10 protein-coding genes are annotated in these 19,292 nt (G+C 63.8%); 5 read left to right on the top strand and 5 right to left on the bottom strand.

Annotation, left to right across the window (positions count from 1 at the left end):
• Positions 1-113 precede the first annotated feature (113 nt).
• Positions 114-8,669 (bottom strand): GH36-type glycosyl hydrolase domain-containing protein, encoded by an 8,556-nt coding sequence (locus tag ASE26_RS15260; RefSeq protein WP_373922419.1) that lies wholly within the window; start codon positions 8,667-8,669, stop codon positions 114-116.
• Positions 8,670-9,014: 345 nt separating this feature from the next.
• Between ASE26_RS15260 and ASE26_RS15255 the strand changes: the two genes are divergently transcribed.
• Positions 9,015-11,168, top strand: coding sequence for a TonB-dependent siderophore receptor (locus ASE26_RS15255; protein WP_055928367.1), 2,154 nt, complete (start codon positions 9,015-9,017; stop codon positions 11,166-11,168).
• A 212-nt stretch (positions 11,169-11,380) separates the two neighbouring features.
• On the opposite strand, the gene ASE26_RS32060 is transcribed toward ASE26_RS15255, so the two are convergent.
• Positions 11,381-11,635, bottom strand: a complete 255-nt coding sequence (locus ASE26_RS32060; protein WP_373922077.1) for an STY0301 family protein — start codon at positions 11,633-11,635, stop codon at positions 11,381-11,383.
• 125 nt (positions 11,636-11,760) lie between these two features.
• On the opposite strand from ASE26_RS32060, the gene ASE26_RS15250 reads away from it, so the two are divergent.
• Complete coding sequence (locus tag ASE26_RS15250) at positions 11,761-12,204, top strand: DUF3592 domain-containing protein (protein ID WP_055928365.1); 444 nt, start codon at positions 11,761-11,763, stop codon at positions 12,202-12,204.
• 56 nt (positions 12,205-12,260) lie between these two features.
• Here ASE26_RS15250 and ASE26_RS15245 read toward each other — a convergent pair whose 3' ends face one another.
• Positions 12,261-14,186 (bottom strand): aminotransferase class V-fold PLP-dependent enzyme, encoded by a 1,926-nt coding sequence (locus tag ASE26_RS15245; protein ID WP_057246508.1) that lies wholly within the window; start codon positions 14,184-14,186, stop codon positions 12,261-12,263.
• A gap of 100 nt (positions 14,187-14,286) precedes the next feature.
• On the opposite strand from ASE26_RS15245, the gene ASE26_RS15240 reads away from it, so the two are divergent.
• On the top strand, positions 14,287-14,772 hold the full coding sequence (locus ASE26_RS15240; protein ID WP_055928360.1) for an Lrp/AsnC family transcriptional regulator: 486 nt from the start codon (positions 14,287-14,289) through the stop codon (positions 14,770-14,772).
• 31 nt (positions 14,773-14,803) lie between these two features.
• The gene (locus ASE26_RS15235; protein ID WP_057246507.1) at positions 14,804-15,994 is read left to right on the top strand and encodes an HPP family protein; all 1,191 of its coding nucleotides are present in this window, start codon (positions 14,804-14,806) and stop codon (positions 15,992-15,994) included.
• Here the strand turns inward: ASE26_RS15235 and ASE26_RS15230 are convergent.
• Complete coding sequence (locus ASE26_RS15230; protein ID WP_055928354.1) at positions 15,936-16,565, bottom strand: TIGR02281 family clan AA aspartic protease; 630 nt, start codon at positions 16,563-16,565, stop codon at positions 15,936-15,938. The genes ASE26_RS15235 and ASE26_RS15230 overlap by 59 nt on opposite strands.
• Positions 16,566-16,657: 92 nt before the next feature.
• Between ASE26_RS15230 and ASE26_RS15225 the strand changes: the two genes are divergently transcribed.
• The gene (locus ASE26_RS15225) at positions 16,658-18,880 is read left to right on the top strand and encodes a DUF1631 family protein (protein WP_082507223.1); all 2,223 of its coding nucleotides are present in this window, start codon (positions 16,658-16,660) and stop codon (positions 18,878-18,880) included.
• 3 nt (positions 18,881-18,883) lie between these two features.
• Here ASE26_RS15225 and ASE26_RS15220 read toward each other — a convergent pair whose 3' ends face one another.
• Positions 18,884-19,288, bottom strand: a complete 405-nt coding sequence (locus ASE26_RS15220; protein ID WP_156397940.1) for a hypothetical protein — start codon at positions 19,286-19,288, stop codon at positions 18,884-18,886.
• Positions 19,289-19,292 lie beyond the last annotated feature (4 nt).

Here is a 19,292-nt window from a genome sequence, read left to right as displayed (position 1 = left end):
CTGTTGTTACAAGCGCGCAGAGGATAGCACACCTAAAGTCGGGGCCAGGTCTGGCAATCGGACATTTTGCGCAGCAAAATGTCCGATTGCCAGACCTGACCCCGACTTTCAAATTACACCTTTATATCTATCTCGTAGGTTGTGCCATCGTCGACCAGCGCAATCTCTGTTGGCGCGGCGCTCGCTTCGCCGCGGGTGACGCGCAGGATGTAGGTGCTGCTGCCGTAGCGGTAGTGCAGCGTGAAGCCCGGCCACGCGGCCGGCAGGCGCGGGGCCAATAGCAGCTTGTCGGCCTGGCGCGTCAGGCCGAGCAGGGATTCCAGCAGCAGGCGGTACATCCAGCCGGAAGAACCGGTGTACCAGCTCCAGCCGCCGCGGCCCACATGCGGTTCGACGGCATACACGTCGGCGGTCACCACATACGGCTCCACCTTGTAGCGTGCGCAGGTTTCCGCGCTGGAGCCGTGCCGTACCGGGTTGATCATCCGCATCAGGTCCCAGGCGCGTTCCACGTCGCCCAGCCGCGCAAAGGCCATCACGGTCCAGATGGCAGCGTGCGTGTACTGCCCGCCGTTCTCGCGCACGCCCGGCACGTAGCCGCGGATGTAGCCGGGGTTCAGGTCGGCCTTGTCGAACGGCGGGTCAAGCAGCTGGATCAGGCCGAAATCACGCCGCACCAGCCGTGCTTCCACCTGCTCCATTGCGCCTTCCACGCGCGCCTTGTCGGCGGCGCCGGTCAGCACGCCCCAGCTTTGCGAAATCGAATCGATCTGGCATTCCTCGTTCTGCGCGGAGCCGAGCGGCGTGCCGTCGTCGAAATAGGCGCGGCGGTACCACTGGCCGTCCCAGGCATTGGCTTCGATGTTGGCGGCAAGCTGTCTGGCCTGCTCGCGGCATTCGTTGGCGAAGGAGGCATCATCGCGCTTCTCCGCCACTTCGGCAAAGCGCTGCAGCACTTCGATCAGGAACCAGGCCAGCCACACGCTCTCGCCCTTGCCATGTTCGCCGACCTTGTCCATGCCATCGTTCCAGTCGCAGGAACCGATCAGCGGCAAACCATGCTCGCCGAAGCGCAGGCCATTCCGGATGGCGCGCACGCAGTGTTCGTACAGGTCGCCGGCATGGGCCGAGCGGCCCGGCATGTCGTAATAGGAGTCTTCTTCCGGCTGCACCGGACGGCCTTCCAGGTAATGCGCCTGCTCGTCCAGCACCGACAGGTCGCCGGTACTAGAGACATAGCGCCAGGCTGCAAGCGGCAGCCACAGGTAGTCGTCCGAGCAGTGCGTGCGTACGCCGCGGTCGGATGGCGGATGCCACCAGTGCTGCACATCGCCTTCCACGAACTGGTGCGCCGCGCACAGGACCAGGTGCTCGCGCAGGATATCGGGGCGCGTGTGCACCATCGCCATCGCATCCTGCAGCTGGTCGCGGAAGCCGAACGCGCCGCCGCTCTGGTAGTAGCCGCTGCGCGCCCACATGCGGCAGGCGATGGTCTGGTACATCAGCCAGCCGTTGGCCAGCACGTCCAGTTCCGGCTCGGGCGTCTGGACCTGCACCGCGCCCAGCACCTTGTCCCAATGTTCATGCACTTCGCCCAGCGCCTGCAGCGCCGCGCCGCGCCCGCCATGGCGCTGCACCACATTGGTGGCGTCGGCGTTGCGGCGGCCGCCCATGCCCAGCACGAACACAATCTCGCGTTCCTGCCCCGGCTGCAATTCGAACGGCGCCTGAATCGCTGCGCAGGCATCGAGCCCGGCGCCGGCCTTGCCCGACAAACGCACCCGCCGCAGCGCCGCCGGCCGCGCCAGGCTGCCATTGCGGCCGATGAATTCGGTACGATCGCACGTCACGGTGCGCACCGAAGCGTCGGCATTGAAGAAGGCTACGCGGCCGGAGAATTCGGTGTTGTAGGCATTGCGCGCAAACAGCGCGCCGCTCACCGGATCGATCTCGGTCACGATATGCATGCCCGACTTGGAGCGCATATCGCCCAGCACCCACTCGACATAGCCCGTCACCGACAGCTTGCGCACCGCGTCGGAATCATTGCGTACGCGGATCACCGTGTAGCGCACCGGCGCGTCCAGCGCCACGAAGGTGGTCATGCGGCTGCTGATGCCGGCTTCTGCGTATTCGAACGAGGAATAGCCGAAGCCATGGCGCGTCAGGTAGCTGCCGGCGCCCGGCGCAGGCAAGGCAGACGGCGACCAGAAACGGCCGCTCTGCTCATCGCGCAGGTAGAACGCCTCGCCGCTCGAATCCGATACCGGATCGTTATGCCATGGCGTCAGGCGGAATTCGTGTGCATTCTCCTGCCAGGTATAGGCCTGGCCGCTTTCCGACACCACACTGCCGAATTGCGCGTTGGCGATCACATTCGACCATGGCAGCGGCGTGCGCTGCCCGGCACCGGTGGCGATGACATACTCCTTGCCGTCCGGCGTAAAGCCGCCCAGGCCGTTCACCAGGATCAGGTCGTCCGGCAAGGTCACGCCCGCTGCAGCGTCACGCTCCGCCGGCTCGGAGCGCCCTTCCGCCATCAACGGCGGCATGCGCAGCGTGGGCGCCACGCCGCGCTTCAATTGATCGGCCAGCGTGCCGCGTTCATCGCTCAGCACTACGCGTGCCACGGTCTGCAGCAGCACGCGGTCTTCCGGTGCGATGCCTTCCGTCGGCCGCACGAAGATGCCGCCCGGCCGGTCGATCGCCTGCGCATCCAGGCCCGACGCAATCAGCCCCATGATCTGGTCATGCAGCGCCTGGCGGTAGCCGGAACGGTCTTCGTACCAGATCACCAGGTCCACCACCAGCCCTTTCAGGCGCCAGTAGGCGTGCGCCTGCACCAGCTGCCGCGCCAGTTCGATATTGGCGGCATCGCGGATTTCCATCAGCACGATCGGCAAGTCGCCGGAAATCGCATAGGCCCACAGGCCGGACTGGCCGCGCTGGTTGCGGATCAGGATGCCGGAGTCCGCCCGCAGCGCCGCATTTGGATAAATCACATGGTTGGCCAGCCGCGCATACAACTGGGCCTCGGCCTCGCTGGCATTCAGCTGCCGCAGCACCACCTGGCTATGGGTCCATGCCAGTTCGAACACGCGGTCCGCCATGTGGCGGTCCTGGTACTTGTCGATCAGGTATTGCGCCGCGTCGCGCGTATCGGTCATGCCGGTCACCACGTCGACCACCGACACCTGGCCCGGCTCCAGCGCAATGCGGTAGCGGATCGCCACCACCGGATCGAGCACCGAACCCTCGCTGCCGGACAGCGGCCCCGGCTGCTGCACCGCCAACGGCAGCTGCGCCGTGTTGCCGCGGCCTATGAAGCGCGCGCGGTCGGTTTCATACGACACCTGCTGCACCTGCGCATCGTGCACCGTCATCACGTGCAGCAGGTATGGCGTCTTTTCGTCCTTGCCGCGCGGACGGCGCGTGCACAGGATGGCGCTTTCGTCTTCCACGATCTCGGTCTGCACGAACAGCTTGCTGAACGCCTGGTGCGCGTTATCGGCCGGCGCCGGCGCCATCACCACTTCGCCGAAGCTGGTGACCTCGATGGTGCGGCGCCGGTCGGAATGGTTGGAAATTCGCGTGCGCCGCATCTCGATATCATCTTCCGGCGATACCACGATTTCCGTGTACAGTTCGATCTCGTTGTCGCTGCGGCGGAACTCGGCCCGGCCTTCGGAGAAGATCACTTCCAGCCGTTTCGGCTCGGCCTGGGTCGGCTGGTATGTGGTGGACCAAACCGCACCGTCCTCCACATCCTGCACGTAGCAGAACTGGCCCCAGTTGTCGCGCGTGCTGTCCTCGCGCCAGCGCGTCACCGCAAGATTGTTCCAGCGGCTGTAGCTGCCGCCGGCGCTGCTCACCATCACATGGTAGCGGCCATTCGACAGGAGCTGGGTTTCCGGCACCGCCGGCGTATGCTGGCTTGTGATCCGCATCGGCGCAGCCTGGTCCGGCACCGTGCTGCGCACCGAGGCCTGCTCCGCGCTGGCCGAATGGAAGGCGCCGATGCGCGGGCTGCGCTCCTGCAGCACCAGCAAGGTCGATTGCAGCAGCGGGTCGGATTCGAACCGGCGCTGCATCGGGCGATCGTTCAGCACATAGCTCAGCGCCAGGAGGCCCATACCCTGGTGGTGCACCATGAAGGACTTGATGATGGCGTATTGCTGGCCGCGCGGCAGGCGCGCCGCCGTGTAATCGATCGCCTCGTAAAAGCCGTAGCGGCCCATGAAGCCCATGGCCGCCATCTTCTGCAGGTTCTGGCAGGAGCTATCAGGATCGACCATCAGGCCAAGCATGGTGGCGTAGGGCGCTACCACCAGATCTTCCGCCAGGCCGCGCTTCAGGCCGATGCCCGGCACGCCGAATGCGCGGTACTGGTAGTTCAGCGCCGCGTCGGTGGTGTTGTAGCCCGACTCCGAAATCCCCCACGGCACGTTGCGCTGCTTTGCGTATTCCACTTGCGCCGCCACCACCGATTGGTATGTCTGCTCCAGCAGCGTACTTGGGTAGGTCGGCATCACCAGCAGCGGCATCAGGTACTCGAACATCGAGCCGCTCCACGACAGCAGTACCGGCTGGCCATGCACCATGCACAGCTGGCGCCCCATGGCGAACCAGTGCTCCTGCGGCAGCTGCCCTTGCGCGATGGCGACGAAACTGGCCAGCCGCACTTCGGAGGCCAGCAAGTCGTAGCAGCTCGCATCCAGTCGCCGCTCGCTCAGGTTGTAGCCGATAGCCAGCAATTTCGTGGTCTGGTTGTACAGGAAGCCATACTCGCACTGGGCGAATTCATTGGCCTGGTGCGACAGGCGGTTCAGCATGTCGAGCCGTTCGCGCGCGCGTGCCGCCCCCTGCTCCACCAGCGTTGCCAGCTGCTGCTGGCGTTCGCGCTCGTCCGGCGCCAGGTCGCTCAGCGCGGCGCCGGGCAAAGGCCAGCTGGCCAGTTCACGCAGGGTCGGCACGCGATCGAGCGTGGTGTCGTATTGCGCCTCGGTTTGCGCCGTGATCCAGGGCGCGAAGCCATCCAGCTCTTCCAGCATGCTGCGGCATTGCGAATGCAGGGCGCCAGCCCATGCGGCTACCTGCGGGTCGAGCGGCACCGACGCCTGGCGCAGGAATTGTTCGGCGCCTTCGCAAGCGCGCACCAGCCAGCTGCGCGCCTGCCGCAGGCTTGGCGGATAGGCCGCCGGCGGCGCAGCAACGGCTGCCTCCAGCGCGGCCAGCGCATCGGCCGCCACACTGCCGGCCGAAGCAGCGGCTTCGCGCAGCAGGGAACAGGTAGTGGCCAGGCCTTGCGCCAGGTTCGGGTGCACGATGGGCAGTTCGGCAATGCCGACCAGGCCAGCCTGCAGCGTGAGCAGGTGGCCTGCCAGGTTGCCGCTGTCGACGGTGGAAATATAGATCGGGTGCAGCGGCTTCATCGACTGGGTGTCGTACCAGTTGTAGAAGTGGCCCTGGTGCCGCTCCAGCTGCGCCATGCTGTCCAGGGTGCTGGCCGTGCGTGCCGCCAGCTGGGCGCCGCTAATGTAGCCGAAATCGTAAGCGGTCAGGTTGGCCAGCAGCGCCATCCCCATATTGGTGGGCGAGGTACGGTGCGCCACCACCTGGGTCGGATGCTCCTGCATATTATCGGGCGGCAGCCAGTTGTCTTCCGGGCCGACAAAGGTCTCAAACCACAGCCAGGTCTTGCGCGACAGCTTGTGCAGGAACTGGTTCTGGTCTTCCTTCAAGGCCCGCTGCACGCGTGCAATGGGAAGGCTGATCCACCAGGCCACCAGCGGCGATGCGAACCAGGCAGCGACGAAAATCAGCGCCGCCTGAAACGCCTGCGGGCGCAGTACCGCCAGGCCAGCCCCGGCACCCAGGGCCAGCAGCGGCGCAATCCACATGGTGCGCCAGTTGCTGGCCAGGCTGGTGCCCGAGCGCGACAGCCCGGACGCACGCCATTCCAGCAAACGGCGCCGCGATACCAGCAGGCGCCAGCCGGTGCGCACGATGGCATCCAGGCTGATGTAGGCTTCATACGGCAGGAACACCAGCGTCAGCAGTGCGTGCGCGAACTGCAAGCCGCTGCGGCGCAGCGATGCCGGCGCATGCTGGCTCCACAGCGTGTCGTCCGGCTTGTGCAGCAAATCGTAGACGGCGCTCACCAGCGGCGGCAGGAAGATAATCGCCAGCACGGCCAAGGCCCAGAACCATGGATGCGGCAGGGCGGCAAAAGCCATCAGCAGCGACAATGTCAGGACCGGCGCCACCAGGCTGCGGCGCAGGTTGTCGAACAGCTTCCAGCGCGACAGGGCGGACAGCGGATTGCTTTCGTGCTTGCCGCCGGCCAGCGGCACGCGCCGCATCAGCCATGGCAGCAATTGCCAGTCGCCACGCATCCAGCGCTGGCGCCGGCTCACGTCATCGCGATAGCGCGCCGGGTAATGTTCATAGAGCTGCGCATCGCTCAGCAGGCCGGCGCGCAGGTAGCAGCCTTCCAGCAAGTCGTGGCTCAGGATGCGGTTATGCGGCAAGCGCCGGCCCAGTACTTCCTCGAACACGTCGACATCGTAGATACCCTTGCCGATGAAAGAGCCTTCGGCAAACACGTCCTGGTATACGTCGCTGACGGTACGGGTATAGGGATCGATGCCAGGCTCGCCGCCGCACAGCTTTTCATAGCGCGACGCGTCTTCGCTCGGCAAGCTGACTGCCACCCGCGGCTGCAGGATGCCATAGCCGGCCACCACGCGCCGCAGGCGCTGGTCGATACGCGGCAGGTTGAGCGGATGGCGCATGGTAGCGACAAACTGGCGTGCCGCATCGCGCGGCAACTGGGTGTCGCTATCCAGCGTGATCACATACTTAAAGGCAGGCAGGTCGTCGATATCGCCAACGATCAGCGAGAAGGCATCCTGCGCCCCGCCGCGCATGAAGCGGTTCAGGTCGGACAGCTTGCCGCGCTTGCGCTCCTCGCCCATCCAGGCCCGCTGCGCCGCGTTCCAGCGGCGCGCGCGATGCAGCAGCAGGAAAGGCGCCGGCCCGCCCTGCTCCGTATATTTCAGGTTCAGGCGCGCGATATTGGCGGCCGCACGCTCGGTCAAAGCTGCATCGGTCGGCAGCGTCTCTTCCTGCGCATCGGCGAAGTCGGTCAGCAGGCAAAAACGCAGGTTGGGGTCGCGGTTGGCAAGGAAGCGCACTTCAAGCTGCTCGCAAAGTTCATCGACGTTTTCACGGCTGAACAGCAAGGTTGGCACCACCACCACGGTGCGCGCATCCGGCGGCACGCCGTTCTGGAAGTCCATGCGCGGCAATGGCCGCGGCTCGACAAACAGCGTGGCGACCCAGTTGACCAGGGCCAGTGCCAGCTGGCTGCTGCCCATCAGGCCAAGGATGCCCAGTACCACCAGCGCCCACGGCTGCACGCCATCGCGCCAGGCGCGTTCCAGCATCAGCGCAGTGGCGATCACGGACAGTGCGCCGATCGCGCCGAGATAGGACAACAGCGGCGAGGTGCGCATGGTGCGCTTCAGCGAGCGCAGGGGCGGCAGGCGCACGCCGACCTGGCGCTCCATCAGCAGCATGCCTTCGCCCACCAGGTAATAGCCTACGTGATGCAGGCGTGTGTCAAGGTCGCCGGCCCGCGTGCGCGCCAGCTCGAGCGCCTGCTGCGCCACCTCCGCCTCCGTTGCCTGCGAATAGCGCGCCATGCGTTCCACGCTGTGGCGGTACTGGTCGCGCGTGGAAAAGTCCATGTCCGGATAAGTACCGGCAGGATCCTGGCGCAAGGTCTGCTCGACCACGCTCATGGTCTCGACAAACTCCTGCCAGTCCATGGTGCTGAGGAAGCGCAGGCTGCCGATGCTGTTGGCAATCGACACCTGCTCCGCAGCCTGCATATGGATTTCGGCCTGGATCTGCTGCTCGATGGTCTGGCCGGTTTCCGCCAGGCGGTAGGTGATCCAGTTCAGCGCCAGGGTCAGCACCGGGCTTTGCCCTTGCAAGCGGCGCGCCAGTTCGGCCACGAAGCCGCTGGTGATCGGCGGCTCGGAGCGCGCCATGTCGGCCACCAGCAGGATCAAGCCGCTCGGATTCTTGTCGGCGATCTCCACCATCTGGTCGGCCCAGCTATTGGCCAGGTCGCGCTGGAAGCGGTTTTCCGCCACGCGCGCAGCCACCCGGCGCAGGTTCTCGATCAACGCCAGGCGCAGCATGATCGGGATCGCCCACAGCTCGCCCAGTTTCAGCGTCGCCACTTCCTGGTAGGCTTCCACGAAACGGCTCAGGCTCTCCGGATCAACGCGGCCGTCGCCATGGGCAATGATCTCCAGCGCGATCTGGTAGACGCGCGGCGTGCCCTGCGGCGCGCCTTTGGCCAGGCGCGGCAATTCCTTGCTGTAGTCTTTCGGCAGGTGGCGCCGCGCGGTGCGGATCTGGTCTTCGATCAGGTAGAAGTTATCCAGCAGCCATTCGGAAGCGGGCGTGATCTGCCGGCCTTCCTTGACCGCTTCGGTCAGGCCTTCGCAGGTTGAACCGATCAGCGCTTCGTTTTCACTGAGCCGCGCAAGCAGGCGGTCCCCGCCACCGCGCTTGCTGAGTTCATGGCTTGCAGCCAGTGCACGGCCATGCTGTTCCATTTGCTGCGCGCTGAACAGCTCACCGCGCAGGGGCAAATCGTCTTCCTCACCGGTCCCTTTTTCAAGGGACCCCGATTCTGATTCCTTGAACCCGGCACTTGCGGCCGGCCATAAAAAAGGATGCTCTTTCAAGGGTGGGCCTCACACTTATTCTTAGAACTGCCGCGCAGACGGGCAGTATGGTCCAAGGCATGTTAGGCGGGCGCACGACTTACGACTGTTCGCTAGCGTACATATGGGTCCGTTAAAGATCAGCGAGAATTTCACCTCGGCAAGAGCACGTTTTTTTTTGCTAAGCCGGCGGCCTGAAAATTGAATAACTGCCGGGTTAACGGTTGGCAGTGTATCCTGTCATGTTTCCCAAAAGCCACCGCCATTTGCATGAAGAAAATCGCCCTCCCCCTCCTGCTCATCGTCCAGGCGCTGAACGGCGCTTACGCACAAGAGCAAGCCGCATCCGACAAAGCCACGCCCAAGGTTGAGATCAAAGGCAGCGCGGCGATGGATATCCGCCGCAACGACACCGCCACCAAGATCGTCGTGACGCAGGAAGAGATCCTGAAAAATGGCGACACCAGCATCGGCGAAGTGCTCAAGCGCCTGCCGGGCATTACGCTGGACGGCGTGCAGGGCCGCGGCGGCAACATCCGCATGCGCGGCCTGGGCAGCGGCTACACCTCCATCATGCTGAATGGCGAACCGGCGCCGCCAGGCTTCTCGCTCGACTCGCTGACACCGGACATGATCGAACGTATTGAAGTCATGCGCGCCGCCACGGCGGAATTCAGCACCCAGGCGATTGCCGGCGGCATCAACATCGTGCTGAAGAAAGCCATCTCCACGGCGCAGACCGAAATCAAGGCCGGACTGCAAGCGGACAACGGCCAACCCGGCGCCAGCGTCAACCTGCAGATGTCGGACCGCAAAGGCCCTTGGTCGTACTCCATCGGCGGCGGCTTCCTGCACGGCGATTTTGATCGCCCAAGCCACACCATCACCGAAGCCACCGGCAGCGCGCCCCTGCTGCGCCGTGCCGAAGCCACCAGCAAAGGCTCATTCCGCAACCTCAACCTCGCGCCGCGAGTGAACTACGCGATCAAGCCGGGCGACGTGATCACCTCGCAGAGCTTCATTGCGGTCAACCGCTTCCGCGCCCAAAACTCCGAGCGCACCACCACCGCGTACGGCGACGAGCCAATGTTCAGCGCCCTGGACCAGGCCATCAAGGCCGACATGGAATTGTTCCGCACGGACCTGAGCTGGGCGCGTCCGCTGGCCGACGGCGCCAAGCTGGATATGAAAGCAGGCCTCAATTACAACCACCGCAACGTGCAGGCACCGAACCTGCAAAGCGGCGCACTGCTCGAACGCACCCGCACCGTCACATCGGAATCGACCGACAAAGGCTTCAGCAGCACCGGCAAATATTCCAGCCCGCTGGTCCCCGGCCATGCGCTGGCGACCGGCTGGGACATCGGCTACAGCAAGCGCGATGAAGACCGCATCCAGCGCGAACAATACCTGCGTGCACCGCCCGGCATCGCCCCACAGAACCTCGACGAAGTTTATTCCGCCGACGTCACGCGCCTCGCCGCCTACGCGCAGGATGAATGGAATGTGACCGACCGCTGGTCCGTCTATTTCGGCCTGCGCTGGGAAGGCGTCAACATCAAGAGCACCGGCACTGACTACGGCAGCATCGACAACAACTCCAGCGTATTGAGCCCGCTGTTCCAGACCCTGTACAAGCTGGGCGAAAAGAAGAAGGACCAGGTGCGTTTCGGCCTGACCCGCACCTACAAGGCGCCCGGCGTGGGCGACCTGATCCCGCGCCGCTTCACCTCCAACAACAACAGCTCGACTTCGCCAGACTCCATGGGCAACCCGAACCTGAAGCCGGAACTGGCCTGGGGCCTGGACCTCGCGTTCGAGCACTATCTGGGCGAAGGCGGCGGCCTGCTGTCGGCCAGCACCTATGCCCGCCGCATCGAAGACATCACACGCCGCCGCGTGGACCTGATCGATGGCGTGTGGGTCTCGCGTCCTGTCAACGCCGGCACCGCCGACACCTACGGCATCGAACTGGAAGCCAAGCTGCCATTGCGCGCGATCATGAAGGACGCGCCAGGCGTGGAAATGCGCGCCAACCTGACGCGCAGCTGGTCGAAGCTGGACACCGTACCGGGCCCCAACAACCGCCTGGACCAGCAGGTTCCAATCAGCGGCACCGTGGGTGCGGACTGGAAGCTGGACAAGCTTCCGCTGACACTGGGCGGCTCCTACAGCTACCAGGGTGGCGGCGAGGTGCGCATCTCCGACAGGCAGTACGCCTACTCGGTGCCGAAGCGGGCACTGGACGTATATGGCTTGTGGAAGTTCACTCCCAAGACGCAACTGCGCCTGTCGGCATCGAACATGCTGCACCAGGACAACCTGTCGCAGTCGTCCTTCGTCGAGGCCACCGGACGGCGGAGCGACACCACCATCACCCCAACCAGCGTCTTGTTCCGCGCGATGCTGGAGATGAAGCTATAAAGAGGACGGCGACCGATTGCAAAGTCGGTGCCAACAAAGTCGGTGCCAGGTCTGTCATTCGGACAAATAGCGCTCACGCTTGATAAAACTCAAGACGCAAAACCAGCCGGTTTTCCGTCTTGAGTTTTATCAAAAGACCGGTTCGCGTGTCCGAATGACAGACCTGGCACAGACTTATGGCACAGACTTATGGCCGCGCTACGCATCGCGCATTACCGCGAACGATAGGGCCGTAGCGTCTTATTCGCCTGGTGGGTTGAGTCAACGCACGTTACAACGACTTTTCCCCTACCCGATCTCGTTTGAGCCAGCTCGCTGCGCTGAAAGCACAAGGTAGTGTCTGAACGAATTCGTTTACTCAGTGATAGAGAAGAACGCGCGTAGTCGCATCTCATCCACATTTCCCTTTGTTCGATCGGCTCACCAAACGCCCAGTATTGAATTCCATCCTTCGTCAAAGGCCTCAACTCAGCCAGGCATTAAAACCCCAACGAATAAAGCACCGCACAGGATGGGCCCGGCCAGCGGTCGGGAAATTATCTTATGGTAACATTGTTTAATTATTTAACAAATACATGTACCAAACCTCCTTATGTTTAGTGTTTTTCGCAGTGCCGTATTCCCCTGGATCCTGATCACATTCGCCGTATTATTCATGTTCACAGGCCACAAACATGGCGTGGAATTTTCGAAGCTGCGCGACCACGGCGTAGCCGCAGCGGCTGAGATCACCGAACTCGAATGGAAAAAGCGGAAGAATGGCGGCTCCGAGAAGGAGCACGTAGCCCACATCCAGTTCACGATGGAGAATGGACAGCAAGTCCGTGACACGGTATCCATCCCCGAAAGCCTGGCCCGGCAACTGCGCGCGCGGGAAATTCCTTGGTCAATCGATATTCGTTATTTGCCGGAATCGCCTTCGACTTTGGTTAAAGCCGGTGACAACGACACTTCGGATGGGGAAAAGGGCTTCGCACGGATCTTGCTGCTGGCCGGGATTGCGGTGCTGGTCCTGCGCCATTTTTTTGCCAAGTAGGCGCTAAAAAAAACGGCGGCCAACGGCCGCCGCAAGCAGGATACAACCTCACAAAATCATGCGGCCAGCGCCAGCGCTGGCGATGCCAGGGCAATCCCTCCGCCCAGGCTATAAGCATTGCGATAGCCGAGGCGGCGCAGGCATTGCGCGGCTTTGGCGCTACGGTTACCGCTGCGACAGAAGAAAACCAGCGGCGGCTGTTCTGCGGCATCCAGCCAGTGCGGCACGAATGCAGCCAGCCGGCTCAGTGGGACGCTTTGCGCGGCGCGGCCGCCTGGGATGCAGGCGGCTTGTTCATAGACTTCCCGCACATCCACCAGCACCGCTTGCGGATACGCTTCCAGCAGGCGCGCCAGCGCGATGCTGTCCAGGTTCAGGTCTGCGTTTGCCATGCTGCCCTGCTCCTCCGCGCGCAAGCTGGTGCAGCAGGCGTTCAGTTCTTCGCGACCGGCGCATAGCAGCGCGTCGTCCGGAATCCTGCCGGCCAGCGCAGCCAACGGTGCCATGCCGGTAAAGGCGTAATCGACTTTATCGCCGCTGCACAGCAGGAAGGCCTGCTGGTTCGCGTCCAGCGTCATGCGGCGCAGCGTGTGCGCGCCAAACGCCATGCTGTCATGCGCGGTTGCGGTGTCGCGCGTGCTCACGCGGGCCGCGACCTGGTAGCCGTGGCTGCGCAACAGGCTGTCGATGCGTTCGGCCAGTTCGGCTTGATGGTCGACCACGATGCATTGGCGCGATGCTGCGTCCAGCAGGAGCCAGGTGTGGTTGCCAGCCAGGCTCAGTTGCAGCACCCCTTCCGGCAGGTTGCCGGCGGCGCGCAAGGCTTGGCCGCATCGCTCGATGCGCGCGCAGGCTTCGTTGATGATTTCTTCGCTGGCCAGCGGCCCGAAAGACATACGTACTGCGCTGCTGCTGCGCCATACCGGCAAGCCCATGGCATCAAGCACATAGCTTGGCGCTGCCTTGGCGGCGGAACAGGCGCTGCCCGCGCTGACGCGCACATTCGCCGCATCAAACACGTCCAGCAACTCTTTACTCGATCGGCCGGGCACCGAGAAATTAAGGGTGGTTGGCAACGCCTTCTCGAACGGCGCATTGAACACGATGCCGGGGAATGCAGCGCGCAGGCTGGCGGCCAGCTTTTCGCGGAAACCGTACAGCTCCGCCGGCGAGCGGAAGGTGCCGCCTTCTTCCAGCGCAGCCAGCACGGCGCCCAGCGCTGCAATCCCAGCCATGTTTTCAGTGCCGGAGCGCAGGCCCGCTTCCTGGCCGCCGCCCATCACCAGCGGGGTGTATGGGGCGCCTTCGCGCAGGTACAGCATGCCGATGCCTTTTGGCGCGTACAGCTTGTGGCCGGAGAACGGTGCGTAATCGATGCGGGAGTTGCCGAGGTCCAGCGGCAGCTTGCCCAGGCCCTGTACGCAATCGACCATCCACAGCGCCTTGCTGCCTACCAGCGTCGCGCCGATGCCCACCAGGTCGGACACCACGCCGGTTTCATTATTGGCCGCCATGGTGCAGACAAAGGCCGCTTGCGGCGCCAATGCGCGCAGCGCGGCCAGGTCATGGCGGCCATCGCCATCGACCGGCAGTTTCTTCAGTTCCAGGCCGAGGCCCAGCAAGCGGTTCCAGTGCGCCAGCGCTTCCGGAACGGCCTTGTGTTCGGTGGCGCCGTAGACCAGCAGGCTGCCGATAGCTTCACCGTTTTCGCGGCGTTCGCGCAGCGCGCACAGTGCCGACAGCACGGCGGTCTGGATACCTTCCGTGGCGCCGCTATTAAACATGATGCGGCCGCTGCCCACGCCCAGCAAGCGCTTGGCGCGCTGGCGCACGGCGTCCATCATGGCCTTGGCCTTCAGGCCGGTGGCGTGGGTGCTGCTGGGATTGCCGAAACAATCGCGCATGGCTTGCACCGCTGCGTCGATGGCGGCCGGCAGCACGCAAGTGGTGGCATTCCCGTCGAGGTAGATTTCTTTGCTCATACTCAATAGTTTACGAACTGGCGGTGAATCAGGCATTCCAAAATTACCTCAAACAGGCCTTAATGTAGAATAAGCATTCCAAATATCGATATAAACAAAAATGAATGATCTCGACCGCTACGATTACGCGATCCTGGGCGCGCTGCAGGTTGACGGCACGCTGTCCGTGGCTGAGCTGGCGGAAAAGGTTGGCCTTTCGACCACGCCCTGCTGGAAGCGTTTGAAGCGGCTGGAAGAGGATGGATATTTCGACCGCCGCGTGGCGATCGTCAACCGCCGCAAGGCGGGCTTGCCGGTGACGGTATTCGTCAGCGTGCGCACCAGCCAGCACGATGAAAAGTGGCTCGCCAGGTTCGCTGCCGCCGTGGTGGCGCTGCCGGAAGTGCAGGAATTCCACCGCATGAGCGGCGATATCGACTACCTGCTGAAGGTGGTGACCACCGATATCGAAGGGTATGACCGTTTTTACAAGAAGCTGATCAAGGCCGCGCAGTTGACCGGCGTTTCGTCAGCCTTCTCGATGGAGCAGATCAAGTACACCACCAGCCTGCCGCTTGACCTGGTGTCGCACGGGGCCGGTAGCTGAGAGTAGCTGCCAACCGTGGGATAATGGCCGGATGCTGAAATCCGTGCTTCTCTCACTGCTTCCCGCCCGCAGCAATACCAGCCAGCGCCAGCGTTTGCGCGCCAGCTTCGGTGCCTTGCTTGGCCTTTTGATAACCAGCTTCGTCGCCCACTTCCTGCTGGGCGAGAACGCCATGTGGATGGTAGCGCCAATAGGCGCTTCTTCCGTGCTGTTGTTCTGCCTGCCAGCCAGCCCGATGGCCCAGCCTTGGGCGGTCATCGGCGGCAATGTGGTGTCCGGCTTGATGGGCGTGGTTTGCGTGCAGTTCTTCGGCCCGGGACCGACGGCCGCCGCCCTGGCAACGCCGCTGGCGATCGCCGCCATGTTCGCGCTGCGCTGCCTGCATCCGCCCGGCGGCGCCACGGCACTGATGATGGTGATCGGCGGCCCGGCCGTGCATGCCATGGGCTACCGCCTGCCTTTGGGTCCGGTGTTGCTGGACTGCGTGCTGATCGTGCTCGCGGCCATCGCCTATAACAACCTGACCGGGCGCCGCTATCCGCACAGCCAGCAACTGGCGCACCCCAACCCGCATGCGACCAAGGATGAAGTGCCGACGGTGCGCTTCGGTTTCCAGCCGGAAGACCTGGACGCGGTGCTGCGCCAGTACAACCAGGAACTGGACATCAGCCGCGACGACCTGGAAGAGCTGTTCCTGAAAACCGAGATGCGCGCCTACCAGCGCCGCTTCGGCATCATCACCTGCGGCGACATCATGTCGAAGGACGTGGTGACAGCGGAATTCGCAACGCCGCTGGCCGATGCCTGGCGCGAAATGCGCCAGCACCGCATTGCGGCGGTGCCGGTATTGAACCGCGTGCGGCGCGTGATCGGCATCGTCACCACCAGCGATTTCATGAAGCATGGCGGACTGGATGATTACCACGGCATGCGCCGCCAGCTGCTGGACTTCCTGCGCCCGTCCGGCACCACGCATTCGGAAAAGCCGGAAGTGGTCGGCCAGATCATGGTGAGGCACCCGCGCACGGCCAGCATCGATACGCCGATCACTGAACTGGTGCCGCTGATGGCCGACTCAGGCTTCCACCACATTCCGGTGCTCGATCACGAAGAACGTTTTGCCGGCATCGTGACCCAATCGGACGTGGTGGCTGCGCTGTATGCTAAAAACGCTTTGTCAGCGTCAGGGTCCCCGACTCCGTCTTCATATCAAGCCGCTTGAGGACCGAATTCCCGAGCAGGATCACGTTCAGGCCGGCTTCGTTGATGGAGCCATCCACGTTGGCGAATTCAAAATCGCCAACCTTTACCTTGTCCAGCTTCACAATCCACACCGGCGCCGTGCCGGCCGCAGTCTGGGTGGTGGCGCGGCGGCCCTTGTTGCGGTAGTCGATGCCCATCTTGTCGGCCAGGACGGCAGGAATCGACACCAGCGTAGCGCCGGTATCGAGCATCATTTTCACCGGCACGCCATTGATCTCGCCAGCCACCGAGTAGTGGCCGTTCGTATCGGGCGACAGCACCATCGAATTGCCGCCACCATTTGCCTTGGATGCCGCGTACTCGCCCAGGCGGATGGTATAACGCTTGCCGCCTTCTTCAATAGTTGCCTCGCCCGACGTTACGCCAACCAGTCTGCTACCATCAGGTAGCGTGGCGCCAACCGGGAAAGTCCGTGGTGCGCCGCCGTTGACCGCTAACAGGGCCTTGTCTTTCAGGGTGCCCACCAGGCCCACATCGGCCCGGGACGACAAGGCGGTTAACATCAGGGCAGCAACTAAGGCGATACGCATTACGGGAAACTCCGGTCAAAATTGCATTTTGACACACTTTCGACCGTTAAATTGTTGACTGTTGGGCGCAACATTTCGATAGAATCTGGCATATGCAAACGTTGAAAAGGGTGCTTGCACTCGCCCTAGAAGAAGCGCAAACCGGCTTTGCGACATTGTGCAAACGGATGACCGACCAGGCTGACGTTGTATTGGGCGAAGCCCTGCGTACAGCGCCGCCGGCGGAACAGCGCCTCGCCGGGCCAAGCCGCGTCTTCCTGCGCGAGCAGGGGGCAGCCATGCGCGCGCGCATGGAACGCTCTTACGCAGGCCTGCTGTCGCGCGCCATGAAGACCATGCACACCGACTTGCGCACCGGCCTGCATAACTTCAGCGCCGATACCCTGACCCTGATCGATGACGAAGTAGTAACGCGCCAGATCGAAGTCGAGCGCCTGCTGCTGAAACTGCGCGACGCCGACGAGCTCAGTCTCGGCCACCTCAACCTGATCATCGCCCAGATGCACGGCGACAGCGAAGTGCGCGAGCGTGAAAACCCGTTCCGCCCTTACCTGCTGGCGCGCTCCCTGTACGACGCGCTGCACGCCATGGTGCCGGACGAAGCGCAAAGCAAACTGCTGTTCGACACCCTGTCGCAAGCCATGACGGCGGAGCTGGGCGACTTCTACACCCGACTGCGCGAAGTGTTCGAATCGCGCGGCATTCGCTCGCGCCTGGTAGCGCGCCCGTCGGCGCTGAACCGCCTGGAACAGGATCGCCTGGCCTGGCAGCGCGCGGCAACCGGGCAGGCCGACGCCGACGCTGGCATGCGCCAGCGCGTGGCGCGACTGGGCGCGGTGCAAAAGGAAATCCAGCAGGATTCGCCGCCGAGCATCCTGCAGGGCCAGCAAAACATGGCGTCCAAGCCGGAACTGCAGGAGCTGGTCTTCAGCATGTTCAATCCGTCCGGCCTCCGGCGCAGCGCCCCGCAGCCGCAAAACACTTTGCGCGTGCAGCTCGATAACGCCTTGCGCCAACTCCAGCGCGAACATGCCGGCAGCGGGCTGCAGCCGCCGCTGGCCCTGCTCGACCGGATGGCCAACCTGCCGCACGGTTCGGAACGCATCGTGGTGGAACTGATCGGCCTGCTGTTCGAGTTCATCCTGAACGATGAACAGCTGCCCAAACCAATACGCGAGCAACTGTGCCGCCTGCATGCGCCCTTCCTGCGCGCCGCCCTGAAGGACTTGGCGGTGCTGCAAGGATCCCACCTGCCTGCGCGCCACCTGCTGGACCGCATTGGCAGCGCGGCCGTCGGCATCGGCGCCGATTCGCCGCTGATGCCGCCGTTGCTGGGCGAAGTGGAGCGGCTGGTCAACCAGGTACTGCAGCAGTATGAGCACGACCCGTCCGCGTTCGCCGAAGCGAGCCTGGAGCTTGACGGGTTCGTGGCATCCCTGCTGCGCGAAAGCGATCCGGTCGTGCACCGCGCGATGCCGGCTTTCGAACGCGCGGTGAAAGTGGCGCCGTTCGTGGCAGCCCTGGCCGACGCCCTGCGTGGCCAGCTCGAATCGGTCAATGTCGACCGCCGCATGATGGAATTCATCACCGGCACCTGGGCGCAAGTGATGGTGCATACCTACGGCCGCGAGCCGGACTACGGCAAGCTGCTGCCGGAACTGGTGTGGAGCGCCCAGGAAAAGATCCTGCCGGAAGAGCGTGCAGTGCTGATGAAAATGCTGCCGGCGTTGGGGCGCGAGCTGCGGGCCGGCCTGGCAACGATCGGCATGAACGAAAAAGAGGCGCAGACGGCGCTGGACCAGCTGGTATCGCTGCACATGGACGTGCTGTCCAATAATATGCCGATGCCCACCGCGCCACGCATGAATGTAGCGGGACTGCGCGAGCGTTTCGCTGCCATCGATCCCGGCCAGCCGGCACTGGTGGCCGCCACCCATGCCGATGCCTTGCCGGCACAGGCCCAGTTCAGCGCCGAGTTTGCACTGCACGGCGTGTTGGCCACGGTGCAGCCCGACCCGGCATTGGCTCCGGTGTCCAGCTACGAAGAGGGATGGCTGCAATGGGCGCAGGCCGGCAACGGCTTTGAACTGCTGTCCGAAGGCAGCTACGTGCCGCTGCGCCTGGGGGCAGTCGCAGCGCGCAATGCCGGCTTCCTGTTCACGGCTGCAGACCATTCCACGCCAGTGGTGTACTCGCGTGCCGCGCTGCTGGCGGCGATGCGCGATGGCAGCCTGCGGCCGGTGGAGTATTCGCCGCTGTTCGAGCGCGCAGTGGAATCGCTGATGACCGGTGCGGAGTCGCTGGACGCTGCGTAAGGATCAGGACTCGGCCTGCCACAACTCCCAGCAGCCGCCCTGCAGGCGGAAGCGGTAGGTAAGCGGGCCGGCGTCCACCTCCGCCTTTCCTGCCTCGCGGCGCACGGCCATGCCGTGCTTCTTCACGATATCGCCCAGCAGCTCCTGGCTGCGGTACTCGGTGCGCGGCACCATGGTCGTGGCCGGGCCTTCGGCGCCATTGAGTACCTTCTCCAGCGGATCGGTAGTACGCGCATTGGCAAACATGCGGTCGGACTGGTAGCGCGGCAGGAAGGCGTCGAACGATTCGGGCGCTTTCGGACCGCAGCCCTTGCGCATGGTTTGCACGCCCTTGGTCAGCGACGGCAGCAGCCGCGTCGAATACCACATGCCGCCGACCAGGGCGCCCGCCAACAACATATAAAACATTCCG

Source organism: Duganella sp. Root198D2 (genome assembly GCF_001428585.1).
Taxonomy (GTDB): Bacteria; Pseudomonadota; Gammaproteobacteria; order Burkholderiales; family Burkholderiaceae_D; genus Rugamonas.
The sequence above is the reverse complement of the archived record's forward strand: the minus strand, read 5'-3'. Positions and strand labels throughout refer to the sequence as shown.

Excerpts from the sequence above, each read along its gene's own strand:
- ASE26_RS15255 (WP_055928367.1), top strand. The coding sequence starts at position 9,015 with ATGAAGAAAATCGCCCTCCCCCTCCTGCTCATCGTCCAGGCGCTGAAC.
- ASE26_RS15245 (WP_057246508.1), bottom strand. The coding sequence starts at position 14,186 with ATGAGCAAAGAAATCTACCTCGACGGGAATGCCACCACTTGCGTGCTG.
- ASE26_RS15240 (WP_055928360.1), top strand. The coding sequence starts at position 14,287 with ATGAATGATCTCGACCGCTACGATTACGCGATCCTGGGCGCGCTGCAG.
- ASE26_RS15225 (WP_082507223.1), top strand. The coding sequence starts at position 16,658 with ATGCAAACGTTGAAAAGGGTGCTTGCACTCGCCCTAGAAGAAGCGCAA.
- ASE26_RS15230 (WP_055928354.1), bottom strand. The coding sequence starts at position 16,565 with ATGCGTATCGCCTTAGTTGCTGCCCTGATGTTAACCGCCTTGTCGTCC.
- ASE26_RS15235 (WP_057246507.1), top strand. The coding sequence starts at position 14,804 with ATGCTGAAATCCGTGCTTCTCTCACTGCTTCCCGCCCGCAGCAATACC.
- ASE26_RS15250 (WP_055928365.1), top strand. The coding sequence starts at position 11,761 with ATGTTTAGTGTTTTTCGCAGTGCCGTATTCCCCTGGATCCTGATCACA.
- ASE26_RS15220 (WP_156397940.1), bottom strand. The coding sequence starts at position 19,288 with ATGTTTTATATGTTGTTGGCGGGCGCCCTGGTCGGCGGCATGTGGTAT.